18 protein-coding genes and 2 tRNA genes are annotated in these 18568 nt (G+C 64.4%); 8 read left to right on the top strand and 12 right to left on the bottom strand.

The features are described from left to right. Positions 1 to 52: 52 nt before the first annotated feature. Positions 53 to 925: a glycosyltransferase family 2 protein gene (locus tag AC1DRO_RS11775; RefSeq protein WP_476950938.1), complete on the top strand. Its 873-nt coding sequence runs from the start codon at positions 53 to 55 to the stop codon at positions 923 to 925. A gap of 44 nt (positions 926 to 969) precedes the next feature. On the opposite strand, the gene AC1DRO_RS11770 is transcribed toward AC1DRO_RS11775, so the two are convergent. Then, entirely contained in the window at positions 970 to 1899 is a 930-nt protein-coding gene (locus tag AC1DRO_RS11770) for a DMT family transporter (RefSeq protein WP_476950937.1), read from the bottom strand. Positions 1900 to 2030: 131 nt separating this feature from the next. Here AC1DRO_RS11770 and AC1DRO_RS11765 point away from each other — a divergent pair, with 131 nt between their 5' ends. After that, positions 2031 to 2399: a cupin domain-containing protein gene (locus AC1DRO_RS11765; RefSeq protein ID WP_028275348.1), complete on the top strand. Its 369-nt coding sequence runs from the start codon at positions 2031 to 2033 to the stop codon at positions 2397 to 2399. A gap of 58 nt (positions 2400 to 2457) precedes the next feature. Here the strand turns inward: AC1DRO_RS11765 and AC1DRO_RS11760 are convergent. The 11 genes from AC1DRO_RS11760 to dnaA all read right to left on the bottom strand — a co-directional run bounded on the left by AC1DRO_RS11760 (position 2458) and on the right by dnaA (position 14867). Next, a tRNA-Ala gene (locus AC1DRO_RS11760) sits at positions 2458 to 2533 on the bottom strand. A 72-nt stretch (positions 2534 to 2605) separates the two neighbouring features. Further along, positions 2606 to 2722: a DLW-39 family protein gene (locus AC1DRO_RS11755; protein ID WP_476950936.1), complete on the bottom strand. Its 117-nt coding sequence runs from the start codon at positions 2720 to 2722 to the stop codon at positions 2606 to 2608. A gap of 69 nt (positions 2723 to 2791) precedes the next feature. Next, a tRNA-Ile gene (locus AC1DRO_RS11750) sits at positions 2792 to 2865 on the bottom strand. A gap of 98 nt (positions 2866 to 2963) precedes the next feature. Further along, positions 2964 to 3617 (bottom strand): DUF3566 domain-containing protein, encoded by a 654-nt coding sequence (locus tag AC1DRO_RS11745; RefSeq protein WP_476950935.1) that lies wholly within the window; start codon positions 3615 to 3617, stop codon positions 2964 to 2966. Next, positions 3614 to 6352 carry a DNA gyrase subunit A gene (gene gyrA, locus AC1DRO_RS11740; protein WP_476950934.1) on the bottom strand — a complete coding sequence of 913 codons (2739 nt, stop codon included), beginning with the start codon at positions 6350 to 6352 and terminating at the stop codon, positions 3614 to 3616. The genes AC1DRO_RS11745 and gyrA overlap by 4 nt, the downstream gene beginning before the upstream one ends. A 61-nt stretch (positions 6353 to 6413) precedes the next feature. Beyond that, on the bottom strand, positions 6414 to 8513 hold the full coding sequence (gene gyrB, locus AC1DRO_RS11735; protein WP_476950933.1) for a DNA topoisomerase (ATP-hydrolyzing) subunit B: 2100 nt from the start codon (positions 8511 to 8513) through the stop codon (positions 6414 to 6416). Positions 8514 to 8925: 412 nt separating this feature from the next. Continuing rightward, positions 8926 to 9483: a DciA family protein gene (locus AC1DRO_RS11730; protein ID WP_476950932.1), complete on the bottom strand. Its 558-nt coding sequence runs from the start codon at positions 9481 to 9483 to the stop codon at positions 8926 to 8928. Continuing rightward, a complete protein-coding gene (gene recF, locus AC1DRO_RS11725; RefSeq protein WP_476950931.1) occupies positions 9480 to 10706 on the bottom strand; it encodes a DNA replication/repair protein RecF in 1227 nt (408 codons plus the stop codon). Before recF ends, AC1DRO_RS11730 begins: the two co-directional genes overlap by 4 nt. A gap of 45 nt (positions 10707 to 10751) precedes the next feature. Beyond that, on the bottom strand, positions 10752 to 11636 hold the full coding sequence (gene gnd, locus AC1DRO_RS11720; protein ID WP_476951024.1) for a phosphogluconate dehydrogenase (NAD(+)-dependent, decarboxylating): 885 nt from the start codon (positions 11634 to 11636) through the stop codon (positions 10752 to 10754). A gap of 99 nt (positions 11637 to 11735) precedes the next feature. Beyond that, a complete protein-coding gene (dnaN, locus tag AC1DRO_RS11715) occupies positions 11736 to 12860 on the bottom strand; it encodes a DNA polymerase III subunit beta (RefSeq protein ID WP_018775670.1) in 1125 nt (374 codons plus the stop codon). A 585-nt stretch (positions 12861 to 13445) separates the two neighbouring features. Then, positions 13446 to 14867 (bottom strand): chromosomal replication initiator protein DnaA, encoded by a 1422-nt coding sequence (dnaA, locus tag AC1DRO_RS11710; protein ID WP_018775671.1) that lies wholly within the window; start codon positions 14865 to 14867, stop codon positions 13446 to 13448. A 463-nt stretch (positions 14868 to 15330) separates the two neighbouring features. On the opposite strand from dnaA, the gene rpmH reads away from it, so the two are divergent. From rpmH to rsmG, 6 genes are read left to right on the top strand one after another with little or no spacing between them, the layout of a single operon-like run. Further along, entirely contained in the window at positions 15331 to 15468 is a 138-nt protein-coding gene (gene rpmH / locus AC1DRO_RS11705) for a 50S ribosomal protein L34 (protein ID WP_003800212.1), read from the top strand. 41 nt (positions 15469 to 15509) lie between these two features. Beyond that, positions 15510 to 15920 (top strand): ribonuclease P protein component, encoded by a 411-nt coding sequence (gene rnpA / locus AC1DRO_RS11700; protein WP_079552763.1) that lies wholly within the window; start codon positions 15510 to 15512, stop codon positions 15918 to 15920. After that, positions 15913 to 16308 carry a membrane protein insertion efficiency factor YidD gene (gene yidD / locus AC1DRO_RS11695; RefSeq protein ID WP_476950930.1) on the top strand — a complete coding sequence of 132 codons (396 nt, stop codon included), beginning with the start codon at positions 15913 to 15915 and terminating at the stop codon, positions 16306 to 16308. The genes rnpA and yidD overlap by 8 nt, the downstream gene beginning before the upstream one ends. Before the next feature lie 15 nt (positions 16309 to 16323). Next, positions 16324 to 17298 (top strand): membrane protein insertase YidC, encoded by a 975-nt coding sequence (gene yidC, locus AC1DRO_RS11690; protein WP_476950929.1) that lies wholly within the window; start codon positions 16324 to 16326, stop codon positions 17296 to 17298. Beyond that, positions 17298 to 17888: a Jag family protein gene (locus AC1DRO_RS11685; protein WP_230009108.1), complete on the top strand. Its 591-nt coding sequence runs from the start codon at positions 17298 to 17300 to the stop codon at positions 17886 to 17888. Before yidC ends, AC1DRO_RS11685 begins: the two co-directional genes overlap by 1 nt. A 16-nt stretch (positions 17889 to 17904) precedes the next feature. Further along, entirely contained in the window at positions 17905 to 18555 is a 651-nt protein-coding gene (gene rsmG / locus AC1DRO_RS11680) for a 16S rRNA (guanine(527)-N(7))-methyltransferase RsmG (RefSeq protein WP_018775676.1), read from the top strand. Positions 18556 to 18568 lie beyond the last annotated feature (13 nt).

Below are 18568 nucleotides of genomic sequence, written 5' to 3'. Positions count from 1 at the left end.
GGCACGTCACAGTCCGGCTTCAAACGCCAGGCTAGATGCTAAATTTGTGGTGATGTCACCCCATAGATCACCCCAGGATGCCTTGCTCCTTGCTCCGCCGCCGGCTGTGTCTATCGTCATCCCGGCGTACAACGAGGAAAGCGTCATCCGGCAGTGTCTGATCGCCGCGGTCTACCAGTCGGTGCCCGCCCACGAAATCATTGTGGTGGACAACCTGTCCAAGGACCGCACGGCGGAAATCGTGCGGCAGATGCAGCTGGAGTATCCGGAGAGCCCGATCATCCTGCTCAGCCAAAACCGCGATCAGGGGCTCATTCCCACACGCAACTTCGGCCTTGACCACGCCACGGGCGATATCCTCGGCCGGATCGACGCCGATTCCGTGCTGGAACCGGACTGGGTGGAGCAGGTGCAGAAAGCCTTCGCCGACGAGTCTGTGCACGCTGCGACCGGTCCGGTGGTCTATTACGACATGCCCATGCGCCGGTTCGGGCTCAAGGCCGACGACAAAATGCGCCAACTGATGCTCAGGCTTGCCAAGCACCAGTATCACTTCCTCTTCGGGTCCAACATGGCAATGCGCCGCTCGGCCTGGGAGACCATCCGCACAGAAGCCTGCCGCGACGAGCGGGACGAGATGCACGAGGACATCGATCTGTCGCTGCACCTGGCCGACCACGAGCTCCGGATCCAGTACTGGCCGCAGATGATCTCGGGCATGTCGGCCCGGCGGCTGGAGGACTCGCCGCGGGATTACCGCTACTACGTGACGCGCTTTGACCGCACCTACAAGGCCCACAACGTCAAGAAGATGGCACTGAAGGCGCCCATGGTGGTCTTCTTCTCGGTCTACTTCCCGGCGAAACTGCTCCGTGCCATCCACACGGTCAACGTTCCCCAGCCGGCCCGCCGCGGCGGCCAATGACGGCGGCCACGCGGCCGCCGGGAGATGCGGCCGCCGGGAGCGGCCTAGTCGGTGCCGAGCTCCGCCAGCCGCTCTGCACCGGCTCCCTCGCCCGTTCTCCGGGCGGAGCGTGAGCCTCGCTGCCCCAGGACCACGACGGCGAGCCCCACCAGGATCATCGCCAGCCCCACGTAGGTCCCGGCCGGCAGCGTCTCGTCCAGGAAGGCTGCGGCCAGGAGCGCCGCTCCGGGGATTTCCAGCAGGATGATCATGGACACCAGCAGCGGGCTCATGGTCGCCAGCAGATAGTTGAACGCGGTGTGCCCCACCAGCTGTGCGCACACGGTAATGGCGAGGATCCCCAGCCAGCCGGTGGCTTCGAACCCTGCCAGCGGCTGTCCGGCCAGCAGCGCCATCCCCGCCACAATCGCGGCGCACATGCCGTAGCACAGGGTCGTATAGACGCCGGTGCCCATGCTCTGCCGCGCCTTGCCTCCGGCGAGCGTGTAGATGCCCGCCAGGGCGCCGCCGGCGACGGCCAGGAGATCGCCCACAAGCGCCTCGGGCGAGGAGCCCATATCAAAACCGGTGATTGTCACGACACCGCCGAAAGCGAGCCCCAGCCCTACCAGGACCGGCCAGCGGAGCCGGACTCCCCGGAAGAGCTGGAAGATCGCGATCCAGCCTGACTGAAGGCACACCAGCGCCGTCGCCGCCGCGACCGACGTCAGCTGCAGGGAGGTAATGAAGCACGCGAAGTGCAAGGCCAGGGCGACGGCAGCGGCGAGCGACCAGCGGAACTCGGCTCCGGTCACCTTTCCGAACTGACGGGGGTTGCGGACCACAACCGGACCGGCCATCACGACTGCTCCAATGGCGTTGCGCCAGAAAGCGATGGCGAGGGCACTGACCGACGTGGCGCCCAGCGTGGCGGCAATGAGTGGCCCCGACGAGGCCACACCCAGCACGCCTACGGCCGCAAGTAAGAAGTTCACGCTCCAACACTAATGGGACGGACAGCAGGGGCCATTACGGCCGCTGCTCCTTGACGGGTGCATACCGCGGTGCCAACCTTAAGGCGCGGTCTCACGTTCCGGTCTCGCCATCATCGAAGAAGGAGACCATCATGGCGTCAATGATCCGCAAGAGCCTGGACAATCCCGAAGAGACGCGCCCCGTTGCCGAGGGCATGGGTCAGGTGGATCTCGTCAACCTCGAGGCCGGCCCGGTTGGACGGGCCACCTTCCTTCCGGGCTGGAAGTGGTCAGACCACGTCAAGCCGATCGCCAAAACTGACAGCTGCATGGCCAGCCATACCGGCTACACGATTTCCGGCCGCATCAAAGTCGTCATGGACGACGGCGAAGAACTCGAATTCGGGCCCGGCGACTTCGGTGTGATTCCGCCGGGCCACGACGCCTGGGTGCTCGGCGACGAGCCCTACGTGTATATCGACTGGCAAGGGATGGCGGACTACGCCAAGCCGAAGGAGTGAGTGGGGAAGGCATGAAAAAAGCCCCGGACAACGTTTCCGCTGTCCGGGGCTTTTCCTATGGTGGAGGCACGGGGACTCGAACCCCGAACCCCCTGCTTGCAAAGCAGGTGCGCTACCAATTGCGCCATGCCCCCATAAGAAGCAACCCGACAATCATACCCTAGGTCCGGAGAGCTGATTTCCAGCTTCCATCCCCGGGTTCCGGGCTAGTCAACCGTATCGGTTGAATTGCTCCAGATCACTTTCCGGGCTTCGGATTCCTGCACTTTCCTGTAGAGGAGGATGCCTGCGACCGTGGCTGCGATAACCAGCAACTTCTTCACATGCACCCCGTTCCGGTTCTGTCATGGACGAACCTTCACTAACCTCTGCCAGAACCAGTACAGGTTCCGTGGGCGTACCAGGACTTGAACCTGGGACCTCTTCGTTATCAGCGAAGCGCTCTAACCGCCTGAGCTATACGCCCCGATGCCTCATCGGGCCGAGATATGACTGTACAGCACATCCCGGCCCGATCTCAAATCGAGGCCCTTTTCCGCGGGAATCCGCGGAAAAGTACGGGAATTAGTCGTCCGTCAGGGTCACGCCGATGCCGCCGACGAGCGTCGCGGCAATGTTGTAGAGCACCGCCGAAAGCATCGACAACGCCGTCAGCAGCACCACATTGATCACGGCGATGATGGTGGCGAATGACGCCACCTGACCCAGGGATGCCACCTTCTTCAATTCGAAGCCGCCGCCTTCGGAGCCGGCGAGGGTCCCGAGCAGGCTGTCCACCTGGTCAAAGATCCCGGTCAGGTCCAGGACGGTCCAGAGCACGATCGCCGCCACGACGGTGACAATTCCCAGCGCCACGGAGAGCAGGAAGGCCATTTTCAGCACGGACCAGGGGTCCACCTTGCTGACCAGCAGCCTGGCACGGCGCACCTTGGCCTTGGGAGCGGGCTTGATCAGCCCGGCAGTGCCTTGCCCGCCGGACTGGGCGGGGCGCTGCCCCGGGACGGCGGGGCGCTGCCCCGGGACGGCGGGGCGCTGGCCGGGGACCGTGGGGCGCTGGCCGGGTGCGGCGGGCCGCTGGCCCGTTCCCGTGGCTGCGCCGGACACGCCGGGACGCTGCTGCGGACGCGAGGGGGCGCCTACGCGCGGTGCGGCGGCGGGCTGCCGCACTCCGCTCGGCACGCCGCTGCTCGGCTTGGGATATGAGTCGGAATTACTCACTCGTTACCTCCGGTATTGTCTTCGTCCAGCTCGGCATTGCCTGATGACTCATCTGACTCCGGGGCCGGTACTGATTCTGCCGCTGCGGACTCCTCATGCAGTCCGCCATCTTCAGCCAACGTTACGTCATCGGGCGTGGATGCCCGATTTTCGGTCACGTCTCCGGCATTTTCGCCGGTGTCTTCACCGGCATCCTGACCTTCGGCCGGTTCCTCGACTTCGAGCCCGCGTTCGCTGTTGCGCGCAACGGCGATGATGCGGTCGTTCCTGTCCGGCTTGGCAAAGATCACGCCCATGGTGTCGCGGCCCTTGGCCGGCACGCCGCTGACCGACGAGCGGACCACCTTGCCGCCTTCCATGACCACCAGGACTTCGTCTTCCTCGTTGACAATGAGGGCCCCGACGAGGTGGCCGCGTTCTTCCTGGTACTTGCCCACCTTGATGCCAAGGCCGCCGCGGCCCTGGAGGCGGTATTCCTCCACTGCGGTCCGCTTGGCGAAGCCGCCTTCGGTGACAATGAAGACAAACGAACCGTCCTGCACGACGTCGGCCGCCAGCAGTTCGTCGTCCTCGCGGAACTTCATGCCGGTCACGCCCGAGGTGGCACGGCCCATCGGGCGCAGCGCATCGTCCGTCGCGGTGAAGCGGACGGACTGGCCCTTGCGGGAGACCAGCATGAGGTCATCGGTCTCGGACACCAGCTGGGCCGAGACAAGCTCATCGCCGTCGCGCAGGTTGATGGCGATGACGCCGGCGGACCGGTTGGTGTCGTAGTCCTCCAGACGGGTCTTTTTGACGAGGCCGCGTTTGGTGGCGAGCACCAGGTACGGGGCGTGCTGGTAGTCGCGCAGGTCCAGCACCTGGGCGATGTGCTCGTCCGGCTGGAACGCCATCAGGTTTGCCACGTGCTGGCCCTTGGCGTCGCGGCCGGCTTCCACGAGCTCGTACGCCTTGGCGCGGTAGACCCGACCCAGGTTGGTGAAGAAGAGCAGCCAGTGGTGGGTGGTGGTGACGAAGAAGTGTTCGACGACGTCGTCGCCGCGCAGCTGCGCGCCCTTGATGCCCTTGCCGCCGCGCTGCTGCGAGCGGTAGTTGTCGCTGCGGGTGCGCTTGACGTAGCCGCCGCGGGTAATGGTGACGACCATTTCCTCCTCGGGGATCAGATCCTCGATGGACATGTCGCCGTCGTAGCCCAGCAGGACCTTGGTGCGGCGGTCATCGCCGTGCTTGGCCACGATCTCCGAGAGTTCGGTGCTGATGATCTCGCGCTGGCGCTCCTCCGAGGCCAGGATCGAGTTGTATTCGACGATCAGGGCCTCAAGTTCGGCGTGCTTGTCCTGGATCTTCTGGCGCTCCAGTGCAGCGAGCCGGCGCAGCTGCATGTCCAGGATGGCCCGGGCCTGCACGTCGTCGATGTCCAACAGCTCCATCAGCCCGTCGCGGGCCGCTTCGGTGGTGGTGGACGCACGGATCAGGGCAATGACCTCATCGAGCGCATCCAGCGCCTTGAGAAGGGCCCGGAGGATGTGCGCTTCCTCCTCCGCCTTCCGCAGCCGGTACCGGGTGCGGCGGGCAATGACGTCCATCTGGTGCGTGACCCAGTGCCGGATGAAGGCATCGAGGCTGAGCGTGCGCGGCACGCCGTCGACGATCGCGAGCATATTGGCGGCGAAGTTGTCCTGCAGCTGGGTGTGCTTGTAGAGGTTGTTCAGCACCACCTTGGCCACGGCGTCGCGCTTGAGCACGATCACCAGTCGCTGGCCGGTCCGGCCCGAGGTCTCGTCGCGGAGGTCGGCGATGCCGGAGATCTTGCCGTCCTTGACGAGTTCGGCGATCTTGATGGCCAGATTGTCCGGGTTGGCCTGGTACGGCAGCTCGGTGACCACCAGGCACGTGCGGCCCTGGAGTTCCTCGACGTTGACCACGGCGCGCATCGTGATGGAGCCGCGGCCCGTGCGGTACGCGTCCTCGATGCCCTTGTGGCCCAGGATCGTGGCGCCGGTCGGGAAGTCCGGTCCCTTGACGCGCTGGATCAGCTCTTCGAGCAGCTCTTCGCGGCTGGCGGTTGGGTTGGCCAAGTACCACTGCACACCGTCGGCGACCTCGCGGAGGTTGTGCGGCGGGATGTTGGTGGCCATGCCGACGGCGATGCCGGAGGACCCGTTCACCAGGAGGTTCGGGAACCGCGCCGGCAGGATGGTCGGTTCCTGGTTCTTCCCGTCGTAGTTGTCCTGGAAGTCGACGGTTTCCTCGTCGATGTCCCGGACCATTTCCATGGCCAGCGGCGCCATCTTGGTTTCGGTATACCGCGGGGCGGCCGCGCCGTCGTTGCCCGGCGAGCCGAAGTTGCCCTGGCCGAGCGCCAGCGGGTAGCGCATGGTCCAGTCCTGGATCAGGCGGACCAGGGCGTCGTAGATCGCGGTGTCGCCGTGGGGGTGGTACTGGCCCATGACTTCGCCCACCACGCGGGCACACTTGTTGAAAGAGCGTTCCGGGCGGTAGCCGCCGTCGAACATCGCGTAGAGCACGCGGCGGTGGACGGGCTTGAGGCCGTCGCGGACATCCGGCAGGGCACGGCCCACGATCACGGCCATGGCGTAGTCGAGGTAGGAGCGCTGCATTTCGGTCTGCAGGTCAACCTGCTCGACGCGGTCGGTCAGTACGTCGCCATCGAGGATGGCGCCTTCAAGGACGGGCTCGGAGCCAGCCGGCACCTCTGGTGTTTCGTCACTCATAGTCTATATTTTCCGTTTCAGGTATATATCAGTCCGGGCATATTCGGGGCTTGGCTGCCCTCTAGATGTCCAGGAACCGAACGTCCTTGGCGTTCTGCTGAATGAAGTTTCGGCGCGATTCAACGTCCTCGCCCATCAGAACCGAGAAGATCTGGTCCGCCGCCAGGGCATCGTCCATCGTCACCTGCAGCAGGGTCCGGTGGTCCGGGTCCATGGTGGTGTCCCACAGTTCCGTGTAGTCCATTTCACCGAGGCCCTTGTAGCGCTGGATGCCGTTGTCCTTGGGGATGCGGCGGCCGGCGGCCTGGCCCGAGAGCAGCTTCGCGTCGCGTTCACGGTCGCTGTAGACGTAGTCGTGCGGGGCATTGGACCACTTGATCCGGTACAGCGGCGGCTGCGCGAGGTAGACGTAGCCGTTTTCGATCAGCGGGCGCATGTAGCGGAACAGCAGCGTCATCAGCAGCGTCGTGATGTGCTGGCCGTCGACGTCGGCATCGGCCATGAGCACGATCTTGTGGTAGCGCAGCTTGGCGATGTCGAAGTCCTCGCCAATGCCGGTGCCGAAGGCGGTGATCATGGACTGGACCTCGGCATTGCCGAGCGCCTTGTCCAACCGGGCACGCTCGACGTTCAGGATCTTGCCGCGCAGCGGCAGGATGGCCTGGGTCTCCGGGTTGCGGCCGCGCTTGGCGGAACCGCCGGCCGAGTCACCCTCCACGATGTAGACCTCGCACCTCTCCGGGTTCTTCGAGGAGCAGTCGGATAGCTTGCCGGGCATGCCGAAGGATTCCAGCGGGCTCTTGCGGCGGGCGTTGTCCCGGGCCTTCCGGGCGGCCATGCGCGCCTGGGCTGCGGAGATGGCCTTGCGGATGACGTCCCGGGCGGGGCCGGGGTTGCGCTCGAGCCAGTCGCCCAGGCCGTCGGTGACAACGCGCTGGACAAAGCCCTTGACCTCGGAGTTGCCGAGCTTGGTCTTGGTCTGGCCCTCGAACTGCGGTTCCGAGAGCTTCACGGAAATGACTGCCGTCAGGCCCTCGCGGATGTCGTCCCCGGTGAGGTTGTCTTCCTTTTCCTTGATGATGTTCTTCTCCCGCGCATAGCGGTTGATGAGTGACGTCATCGCGGCGCGGAAACCCTCTTCGTGGGTGCCGCCCTCGTGCGTGTTGATCGTGTTGGCGTAGGTGTGGACGCTCTCGGAGTACGCGTTGGTCCACTGCATCGCCATTTCCAGGGCAATGTGCCGTTCCGTGTCCTCGGTTTCGAAGGCGATGACGTCCTCGTGGACCACGTCAACCTTCTTGCCGGAGTTCAGGTGCTTGACGTAGTCCAGCAGCCCGTCGTCGTACTGGTAGACCACGGTGTGGAATTCCGCGGGGATTTCGCCTTCGGTGGGGACCGTGTCCAGGTCCAGGTCGCCGTCCTCGGACGGTTCCTCCGGAGCGCGGCGCTCGTCCGTCAGCGTGATGCGCAGGCCCTTGTTGAGGAATGCCATCTGCTGGAAGCGGGCCCGCAGTGTTTCGAAGTCGAAGTCGGTGCTCTCGAAGATGCTGGCATCGGGGTAGAACGTCTGGGTAGTGCCGGTCTCGGTGGTTTCCTCGCCCTGGACCAGGCCGCCATGCGGCTTGCCGCCGTCGGCGAAAGACATCCGCCAGACGTGTCCCTGGCGGCGGACCTCGGTGTCGACCCGGCTGGAGAGTGCGTTGACCACCGAAATGCCGACGCCGTGCAGGCCGCCGGAAACGGCGTATCCGCCGCCGCCGAACTTGCCGCCGGCGTGCAGGATCGTCATGACGACTTCCACGGTGGGCTTGTGCTCGGTGGGGTGCATGTCCACGGGGATGCCGCGGCCGTCGTCGACCACCTTGACGCCGCCGTCGGCCTGCAGCACGATTTCGATGTGCGTGCAGTAGCCGGCCAGGGCCTCGTCCACCGAGTTGTCCACCACTTCATAGACCAGGTGGTGCAAACCGCGGGGGCCGGTGGAGCCGATGTACATGCCGGGACGTTTCCGGACAGCTTCCAGACCTTCAAGTACGGTGATGTCGCTGGCGCCGTATTCGCGCGATGTCGCGGTCCCCGACGGCGCCGCTGCCGGAGCCTCTTGTTCCACCGCTTCCGCTACGTCTTCCACTGCCGGGATCTCTGCATTGTCGTTAGCCACAGGCGCTTTCGACTCCTCTATGTTCGTTGAAGGCCGGCGGTTGCCCCTTCCGTGGAAAAGGCTCCTGCCAACAGGCACGTCACTGACGACGCCGGGTGTTTCCGCTGACTTGGGATACCGTCCGCCGCACGCTGAAATTGCGTCGGAAACGGACTCAGTCAACGCTTCACCGGCGCCCAGTTATCTACACCGATTCTATCGTGTTATAGGGGCCAAACCCGCATTCCAGGGCGCCAAACGGGCGGGAAAGTGCCGCTGGGAGGGCGCTGGCTCCCCCTGCAAGGCTTTCGGGGTCCAGCCCTAGGGTTCCTATACGACTCCGGGAGGTTCAAGCGCCCTACACGCCGCTTGCGGATTTTTCAAGGGTTTTTGCAAGAAGTGCTTCAGATCCGGTGCCCGCCAGGGCCGGAGGCTATCCGTACGTGTCGCGGGGACCCCGGCCGTTGACCGTCCGAAGGCCCTTGCGCCAGCTGGGGGCGGCGGGTCCGAGCACCTGGATGCTGGTGACGACGCCATCGCCAAGCTCGGTCCGGAATCTTTCCAGCAGGCTGCTGCTGAGCAGCCGCAGCTGGGTTGCCCAGGCCGTGGAATCGGTCCGCACATGCAAGGTGGTGTCGGTAAAACTCTCGGGAGTGCAGTGCGCCGAAATCTCCGGGCCCACCAGCACGGCCCACTGCGCCATCACGGATCCGACGGCCACCGGCGAGCTCCAGCCGCGTTCGGCGACGAGGCGTCCCACGACTTTGCCGAGCCCCAACGGATCCCTGCCGGTGCCGTGGAACTGGCTGAAACCGCGGGTTCCAGCGCTGCGGGCAGGCTTTTGGGTGCTGCCGGGCCGCGGCGGCGCCTTTCGGCGGATTTCGCCGCGGGCCGCGGCGGCGTCGCGCATCCGGTTCAATGCGGCCTGCGCGGCATCGATATCGTCGGGGTCGCGGCCGGGCTGCAGGCCGCCGTCGGTATCCTTATTCATCGATTTTCCTGCTCATCGATTCCTCCCGGGATGACCTTCACCCGCCGTCCCGTCAGCTCCGCCGGGATATCGTCCTCGACGGCGGCAGTGACCAGCACTTGCTCGGCGCCGGATACTATTGCCGCCAGTTTACGCCGCCGCTCGACGTCGAGTTCGGCAAAGACATCGTCCAGAATCAGGATCGGGGGCGAGCCGCCCGTGCGGGCATCGTCGAGCATGACGTAGTAGGAGGCCAGGCGCAGGGACAGGCACATGGACCAGGTTTCCCCGTGGGAGGCGTAGCCCTTGGCCGGAGCCGATCCAAGCACGAGCTCAAGTTCGTCGCGGTGTGGCCCGACCAGCGAGATTCCCCGTTCCAGTTCCTTGCGCCGGGCTGCGGCGAAGGCCTGAATGTAGCGGTCGGTGAGCTGCTCGACGGAGAGCAGGCGCAGGTCTTCCGCCGGGGCGGCCTCATCGGCAGCAGTTCCGTCCGCAGGTCTGGAATCCGCTGGTCTTGAGGTGGCGCCGTCATCGTCCAGGCTGTCCTGCAGCGTGGAACGGTACACCGCAGTGGCCTCCTTGGAGCCGTCGGTCAGCTGCGCGTAGGCGTTTTTCAGGTGCGGTTGCAGCCGGTCCACCAGCTCCAGGCGCGCGTGCAACAGCTCAGCCCCGGCCCGGGCCATGTGCTGGTCCCAGACATCGAGCGTCGCCTCGTGGCCGGTGCTGAATTTTCCGGCGCGGGCCGACTTGAGCAGCGCGTTGCGTTGCTTCAGGACCCGGTCATAGTCGCTCCTGGTCGCGGCGTGGCGCGGCATGAGGCTGACCAGGAGCTCATCCAGGAACCGGCGGCGGCTGGACGGATCGCCCTTGACCAGCGCCAGGTCCTCCGGCGCGAAGAGCACCGTCTGGCAGATCCCGAGCAGGTCCCTGGCACGGACCGGATTGCTCCGGTTGATCCGGCCGCGGTTGGCCCGGCCCGCGTTGATTTCCAGTTCCAGCACGGTGGACTGCTCGCCCCGGACCAGCTTGGCCCGGATCATGGCCCGCTCGGCACCGAACCGCAACAGCGGCGCGTCCGTGCTGACCCGGTGCGAGGTGAGCGTGGCCAGATACCCGATCGCTTCCATCAGGTTGGTCTTGCCGATGCCGTTGGAACCCACCAGGACGGTGACTCCGGGCTCAAGGCTGAGGTCGACCTGGGCGTAGCTGCGGAAATCGGTGAGCGAGAGTTTTTCTAGGTACACGCGGGATTCAGGACTTCACAGGCAGGATCAAGTGGCCGGGCAGAATTATTTGGCTGGCCGGGTCGCGTGGCCGCCGAACTGGTGGCGCAGCGCCGAGACCATCTTCATGGCCGGCGAATTGTCCTCGCGGGAAGAGAACCTGGCGAACAGCGCAGCCGTGATCGCCGGGGCCGGCACCGCGTTGGCAATGGCCTCCTCGACCGTCCAGCGGCCTTCGCCCGAATCCTCGACGTAGTCGGAGATCGATTCCAGTCCGGGATCCTCGTCAAGGGCCTTGACCATGAGGTCCAGGAGCCAGGAGCGGACAACCGTCCCCTTCTGCCAGGCCCGGAATGTCCCGGGAAGATCGGCGACGATCTCCTTGGCGGCCAGGAGCTCGTACCCCTCGGCGTAAGCCTGCATCAGGCCGTATTCGATCCCGTTGTGGACCATTTTGGCGTAGTGGCCGGCGCCGACGCCGCCGACGTGCACAAAGCTGTCGGCCCGCTCACCTGCGGGACGGAGCGCGTCGAAGACGGGGAGTGCCCGTTCGATGTCCGCGGCATCGCCGCCCGCCATCAGGCCGTAACCGTTCTCGAGGCCCCAGACCCCGCCGGACACGCCGCAGTCCGCAAAATGGATTCCCTTTTCGGCCAGCGCGGCACCGTGCTTCTGGTCTTCGGTGAACCGGGAGTTGCCGCCGTCGATCACGAGGTCACCGGCGTCGAGCTTGGTGCCCAGTTCGGTGATCACGGCGTCGGTAATCTCGCCCGAGGGGACCATGACCCAGATCAGGCGCGGCGCCGGGACGGCGGCGATGAGTTCGTCCAGGGTGGCAACGTCGGCAACGTCGGGGTTGCGGTCAAACCCGGTGACCTCGATCCCGCCGTTGCGCAGCCGTTCACGCATGTTGAAGCCCATTTTTCCAAGGCCGATTAGTCCGATGTGCACGGGGATGAACTCTTTTCTGCGCTGGGGTGCTTCGTTGGGGACGGCCGTGATGGCCCGCAGGTGCCGTGCTCCGGAGGTCCGGGGCACGGCAGTGACGGGCTAGTTGGGCAGCCGGACGGGCATGACGAGGTAGCGGTAGTCGCCCTGGTCCTCGCCCTCGGCGTCCTGCTGGGCCGTGATCATGGCCGGCTTGGGTGCGGTGGTGAAGGAGAAGCGCACGAACTTGGTTTCGATGACGCTCAGGCCCTCGATCAGGTAGTGCGGGTTGAAGGCCACGGTGATGTCTTCACCGGACAGCTGGGCTTCGAGCTCTTCGGAGGCCTGGGCGTCCTCGCCGGTGCCGGCGTCCAGGTGCAGCTGGCCCTGGGTGAAAGCGAGCCGGACAGGCGTGTTGCGTTCGGCCACGAGCGAGACGCGGCGCACGGCTTCTACCAGTTCCTGGGTCTGCACGGTGGCGTGGATGGGGGTCGAATCCGGGAAGAGCGAACGGATCTTCGGGTAGTCGCCGTCGACCAGGAGTGAAGTTGTGGTCCTGCCGCCGCTCTCGAAGCCGATCAGCCGGCTGTCGTCGTCGGCGAGGGCGATGTTGATGTCGCCGCTGCTGCCCAGGGTTTTGGCCACTTCGTTGAGGGTCTTGGCCTTGACCAGAGCACTCGTGGAGATGCCCGGCGTCGCAGGCTTCCACGGGACTTCCCGCATCGCCAGGCGGTAGCGGTCGGTGGCCAGGAGCGTGATGAGGTCGTCCTCGATTTCCATCCGCACGCCGGTCAGGATCGGCAGGGTGTCATCCTTGCTGGCCGCGATGATCACCTGGGATACGGCCTGGGCGAACGAATCGCCTGGCACCGTGCCGCTGATCGTCGGCAGGGCCGGCAGCGGCGGGTATTCGGCCTCGGGCATCGTGGCCAGGTGGAAGCTGCTTCGGCGGCAGGTCAGCGTCACCTTGTTGCCGTCGGTTTCGACCTCGACGGGGGCGGACGGCAGGCTGCGGCAGATGTCCGCGAGCAGGCGGCCCGATACCAGGATGGTGCCCTCAGCGCTGATGTCAGCGGGGATTTCGAGCCTCGCGGAGGTCTCGTAGTCGAAGCTCGACAGGCTGACGGTACCGGCTTCAGCCTTCAGGAGCAGGCCCGAAAGTACGGGAACGGGCGGCCGCGGAGACAACGACCGGGCGGTCCATGTCACGGCTTCTGCCAGGACGTCCCGTTCGACTCTGAACTTCACGGAAGGGTGCCGCCTTTCATTGCTGCTGTTAGTGCTGAAAATCGCTGAAACTGCTCAAGCTGCGGCGGACCTCGGCAGGGACGCCGAATTCCGTCAACAAGGGAATCGTCCGCCCACCCGGGCCCCATGGCCCCGTAGGAACCACAAAAGATGTCCGGGACGGACGCACTGCAGACAGCTTAGCCCCAAGGTGAGCGTTTCTCCCATCCCCGGGTTACATCGGTGTTGTTCGCGGGGCCGGTCTCCTGCGTCGGTCCGGAACGGGCCTGGGCGCTGCTCGGAGGTCGGAAGGAGATTGTTGTTTGAGGGAATTTCATTTTCTTGGGATTAGTAGTGTTAATAACTGCTGTGGAAACTGTGGATAACTCGATCCTGCCGTGCGAATCCGCGGTTAAGCCCTGTTCATGGACTGTGGGCGGAGCAGGTTTTAAACAGGGTGTGGATGGGGACAAGATTTTTGGCCGACTGGCCAATCCACAGGCGCCTTAAGGGTTTTAAGCCCATTAACCGCGGTTGTCCCCTTAACTATCCACAGGGTTGTCCACAGGGCCCTGTTAATAAGGTAAGAGTGCGCCGGCCGATGGCTCAGGAATTGCGCTGCTGTTGCTTGATCCGGTTGGTCAGCTCGGTCACCTGGTTGTAGATGACCCGGCGCTCGGCCATGAGTTCGCGGATCTTGCGGTCGGCGTGGATCACGGTGGTGTGGTCGCGGCCGCCCAGCTCCTGTCCGATCTTGGGCAGGGACATGTCCGTCAGCTCCCGGCACAGGTACATCGCGATCTGCCGGGCGGTCACCAGTGTGCGGGTGCGCGACTTGCTGCAGAGTTCTTCCATGCTGAGCTTGAAGTAGTCGGCTGTCTGGGTGAGGATCTGCGCCGAGGTGATTTCCTGGGCACCGTCGTCGGTGATCAGGTCCTTGAGCACCATCTCGGCCAGGGCCACATCCACCGGCTGCCGGTTCAGGCTGGCGAACGCCGTGACACGGATGAGGGCTCCCTCAAGTTCGCGGATGTTGCTGGAAATCTTGGAGGCGATGTATTCGAGCGCATCGTCCGGTGCGGAAAGGCCCTCGCTGAGGGCCTTCTTCCGGAGGATCGCGATGCGGGTCTCCAGTTCGGGCGGCTGGATGTCGGTCAGCAGGCCCCATTCGAAGCGCGACTTCATCCGGTCCTCGAAGCCGGCGAGCAGTTTCGGCGGCTGGTCCGAGGTGATGACCACCTGCTTGTTGTTGTTGTGCAGGGCGTTGAACGTGTGGAAGAACTCCTCCAGCGTCCGGTCCTTGCCGGCCAGGAACTGGATGTCGTCGATCAGCAGCACATCCACGTTGCGGTACGTGGTCTTGAAGCTGGTGCCTTCATCGTCGCGGATGGAGTTGATGAAGTCGTTGGTGAATTCCTCGGAATTGACGTAGCGGACCCGGATCCCGCTGTAGAGCCGGCGCGCGTAGTGGCCGATCGCGTGAAGCAGGTGGGTCTTGCCGAGTCCGGAGTCGCCGTAGATGAACAGCGGGTTGTAGGCCTTCGCCGGCGCCTCGGCTACTGCCACGGCGGCTGCGTGGGCGAACCGGTTGGAGGAACCGATCACGAAGGTGTCGAAGACGTACTTCGGATTCAGCCGGCCGAATTCGTGCGAGGTGCTCGGCAGCATCGGCTGCGGCTTCAACTCAACGGTCGGGTCGGCGGCCAGGGAAAGTTCGACGGCGGGTTCGGGCTCTGTGTGCAGCGGCACCAGATCCGTGTCGACGTCGATCGCGCAGCGGATTTCGTCGGAGAACACGCTGCGGAGCGCGTCGTCGAGGGCTTCCTTGACCTGGGTCTGCAGCACTTCGCGGGTGAGCTCATTCGGAACTGCCACCAGCAGGGTGGAACCGATGAGCCCCTGCGCCTGGGCGAGGATGACGAAGCCGCGCTGCCGGGGAGAGACACGGTGGTCGTTCTCCAGGAGGCTCACTACCCGCCGCCAGGAACTTCCGACAGTGTTGGCTTGGTTGGCTTCGTCTACTGTCATCAATCAGTTCCTCAAACTTGCTGGCCTGCATTACGTGCATCCACGCGGTCCGGAGCTGTCCACCGGCCGGCTCAATCCACAGGGTTATACACAGTCCGTGGATAAGGGGTTACTGAGACACTGTAGGGGATGAAAACGCCAGAAGATAGCTGGGTTCAGTCCTGTGGATAATTACACTGTTGTGGTTCTGAAATGGGGCGCGTGACGCACTTCATCCACAGGCTGCGGGAGCAGTTAGCCACAGCTGGGGATAGCTCGAGGAGCGGTCCCCGGTTTGACTCGGAAGGTTGGCAAGCCCTAACGTTGTGAAGTCCCATGTGTACGCTTTTCGCCTCATCTGCATCTTTCCTGACGCCCCGCGTCGTGTGAGATACGAGGGAAGCGGCACATACCAAAACTTAGCGTCGGCCAGTTCTTCCCCTTGATCGGGTGGGCGCACCTTTGATCCACTGGAGTAACTAACGTGAGCAAGCGGACTTTTCAGCCGAATAACCGCCGTCGAGCCAAGAAGCACGGCTTCCGCCTTCGTATGCGTACCCGTGCCGGCCGTGCCATCCTGGCAGCCCGTCGTGGCAAGGGCCGCACCGAACTGTCGGCCTAAATAACTGACTCGTCGGTCCATATCCCTGTGCGAGTTGAACGGTGCTAGCCACCAGGAACCGTCTGCGGACATCAACCGATTTTTCAACAACTGTACGTTCCGGTGTCCGCAATGGACGCCGGAACGTAGTGTTATATGCGGCAGCTCTCGCTGCCGATGAACCAAGCCGGATCGGATTCATCGTTTCCAAGAGTGTCGGGAACGCTGTTGTCAGGAACCTCGTTAAGAGGAGACTGAGAGAAGCCGGTGCATTGTCGTTGCAGAAATACGGCAGCGGGTTCGCCATTGTGGTCCGGGCCCTGCCCGCCGCAGCGGGAGCCAGCTGGGACCAGCTGCTCGCCGACTATGACGCCGCTTTGGAGACGACCATGAAAAGGCTGGGCAACCGCCTTTCGCAGGCTGCTTCACCAGGTTCTAACGAGACGACACAGGAAGGGACCCCGCGTGCGTAACTCAACTGCCGCCGTCGTCCCTCCTGCAAAATCCGCAGCAGCATGGTTGGGCCGGGCAGTCTGGAACTTGCCCCGCGATGTCCTCATCCTGTTGCTCCTGGCGTACCGCAAGGTGATCTCGCCGCTCTACGGCCAGGTTTGCCGTTTTTTCCCCAGCTGCTCGGCCTATGCCCTTGAGGCGATCACCGTCCACGGCGCGGTAAAAGGAAGCTGGCTCGCTGCGAGGCGCCTGTTGCGCTGCCATCCATGGAATGCCGGCGGTGTGGACCATGTCCCCGCCGGGCATCGGGAATGGCCCGCGGGCCGTACCCCCACAATTGTTGTGCTGAACAATCCGGACATATACCTGGCTGCTCAGCCTGATGGAGAAGGCCGCACTGCGGCCTGACGAATAGGGAATCGTATGGACATCTTTGGAACAATCTTGGCCCCGTTCAAGTGGCTGGTCTCAGCCATCATGGTCGGCTTCCATGACGGACTCAGCGCCATCGGCATGCCGGCGGCCAGCGGTTGGACCTGGACCTTGGCCATCATCGGACTTGTGCTGGTCATCCGTGCCGCCCTGATTCCCGTCTTCGTCAAGCAGATCAAGGCCCAGCGCGGCATGCAGCTGCTGCAGCCGGACCTGAAGAAAATGCAGGACAAGTACAAGGGCAAGACGGACCAGCTGTCCCGCCAGGCCATGGCGCAGGAACAGATGGCGCTGTACAAGAAGCACGGCACCAACCCGTTCTCCGCCTGCCTGCCCATGCTCATCCAGATGCCCTTCTTCTTCGCGCTGTTCCAGGTGCTCTCCGGTATCAGTTCGGCCAAGGCGGGCGGCCAGGGCATCGGCGCCATGAGCCCGGAGCAGGTCAAGCAGTTCGACGAATCCACCATCTTTGGCGCCCCGCTTTCGGCATCGCTGTTGCACGGCGGCGGCGGCAACCAGATGTCGGTGTGGATCCTGTCCATCGTGATGATCCTGGCCATGACGGCCTCGCAGTTCATCACGCAGAAGCAGATCATGGCCAAGAACATGTCCGAAGAGGCCCTGGCCAGCCCGTTCATGCGCCAGCAGAAAATGATGCTCTACATCCTGCCGGTCGTCTTCGGTGTGGGCGGTATTAACTTCCCCATCGGCGTCCTGATCTACTGGACCACCACCAACCTGTGGACCATGGGACAGCAGTTCTTCGTGATCCGCCGGATGCCTACGCCGGGATCGCCGGCGGCCAAGGCTCTCGCCGAGCGCCGGGCAGCCAAGGGGCTGCCCGCCCTGCCCCTTTTGGGCGGCAAGAAGGTCGACGCCGAGGCAGCCGAAGCCTCCGCCGCGGCCGCCGTCGAAGCCAAGACCCAGCGCGTCCAGCCGCAACGTAAGAACAGGAAGAGGAAGTAATGTCCGCCGAGAGCACCGAACACGCTATTTCCGCCGAGTTTGACGACGACCGGGACGACGCCCAGAGCGCGGCCGACGACTCGTCACAGGGTGCGGAGACCGGCACCGGCAAGAGTGTTTCCGCCAGCCGCCTCGAAGAAGAAGGCGACGTCGCTGCGGACTACCTCGAGGAACTGTTGGACATCGCGGACATTGATGGCGACATCGACATCGAGGTCCGCAACGGCCGCACGTACATCTCGATCGTCGCCGAAGAGGAAGCCGCCGGGCTGGACAGCCTGGTGGGCCGTGACGGCGAAGTCCTTGAGGCCCTCCAGGAGCTCACGAGGCTCGCGGTCCTCTCCGCGACGGAGAACCGCTCCCGCCTGGTGCTGGATATCAACGGCTACCGTGCCGAGCGTGCCGGCGACCTGCAGAAGATCGCTGAAGACGCCGTCGCTGCTGTGAAGGATTCCGGTGAGGCAGTTGCCCTGGCTCCGATGAGTGCCTACGAGCGCAAGATCGTGCACGACGCTGTCGCTGATTTGGGACTCGTGAGCGAGTCCGAAGGCGAAGGCGCCGACCGGCACATCGTTGTCTCCGCAGACTGAACCGTTGACTAGCTTGATGGTTGAAATTACCGCCCCGGAACTCAAGGCAGCAGAATCCATCTTCGGCGACCGCCTGGAACTGGCGAAACGCTACGTCGAGCACCTGGCGACGTCCGGGACCGAGCGGGGCCTGATCGGGCCCCGCGAGGTGCCGCGGCTTTGGAGCCGCCACGTGCTTAACTGCGCCGTCATCGAGAGCCAGATTGCCCACGGAAGCCATGTCGCCGACGTCGGCAGCGGCGCCGGCCTGCCTGGCCTGTGCCTGGCCATTGCGCGGCCGGATCTGGAACTGACGCTGATCGAACCGCTGGAGCGCCGCGTCATCTGGCTCCAGGAGGTGGTGGATGATCTTGGCCTCGAGAACGTCACGATCATGCGCACCCGCGCGGAACTCGCAGTGGGACTCGTGAACGCCGACGTCGTGACTGCCCGCGCCGTATCCGCGCTGTCCAATCTTGCCGGGCTGACCATTCCGCTCCTGGCCGGCAAGGGCGAAGTCGTCGCCATCAAGGGACGCAGCGCCGGCGAGGAAATCGAAAAAGCCGCCAAGGTTATCCGCAAACTGGGCGGCATTCAGACGTCCGTGGTGGTGGTGGGCGAAGACCTGCTTGAGGAACCCACCACCGTTGTGCGAATCGTAGTGAACAAGCCTCAAAAGATTACCTAGCACCGGCCCCGGT

It is taken from the genome of Arthrobacter sp. P4_F11, assembly GCF_056401395.1.
Note: the sequence above shows the minus strand (reverse complement) of the source record. Positions and strands in the feature narration are given on the sequence as shown.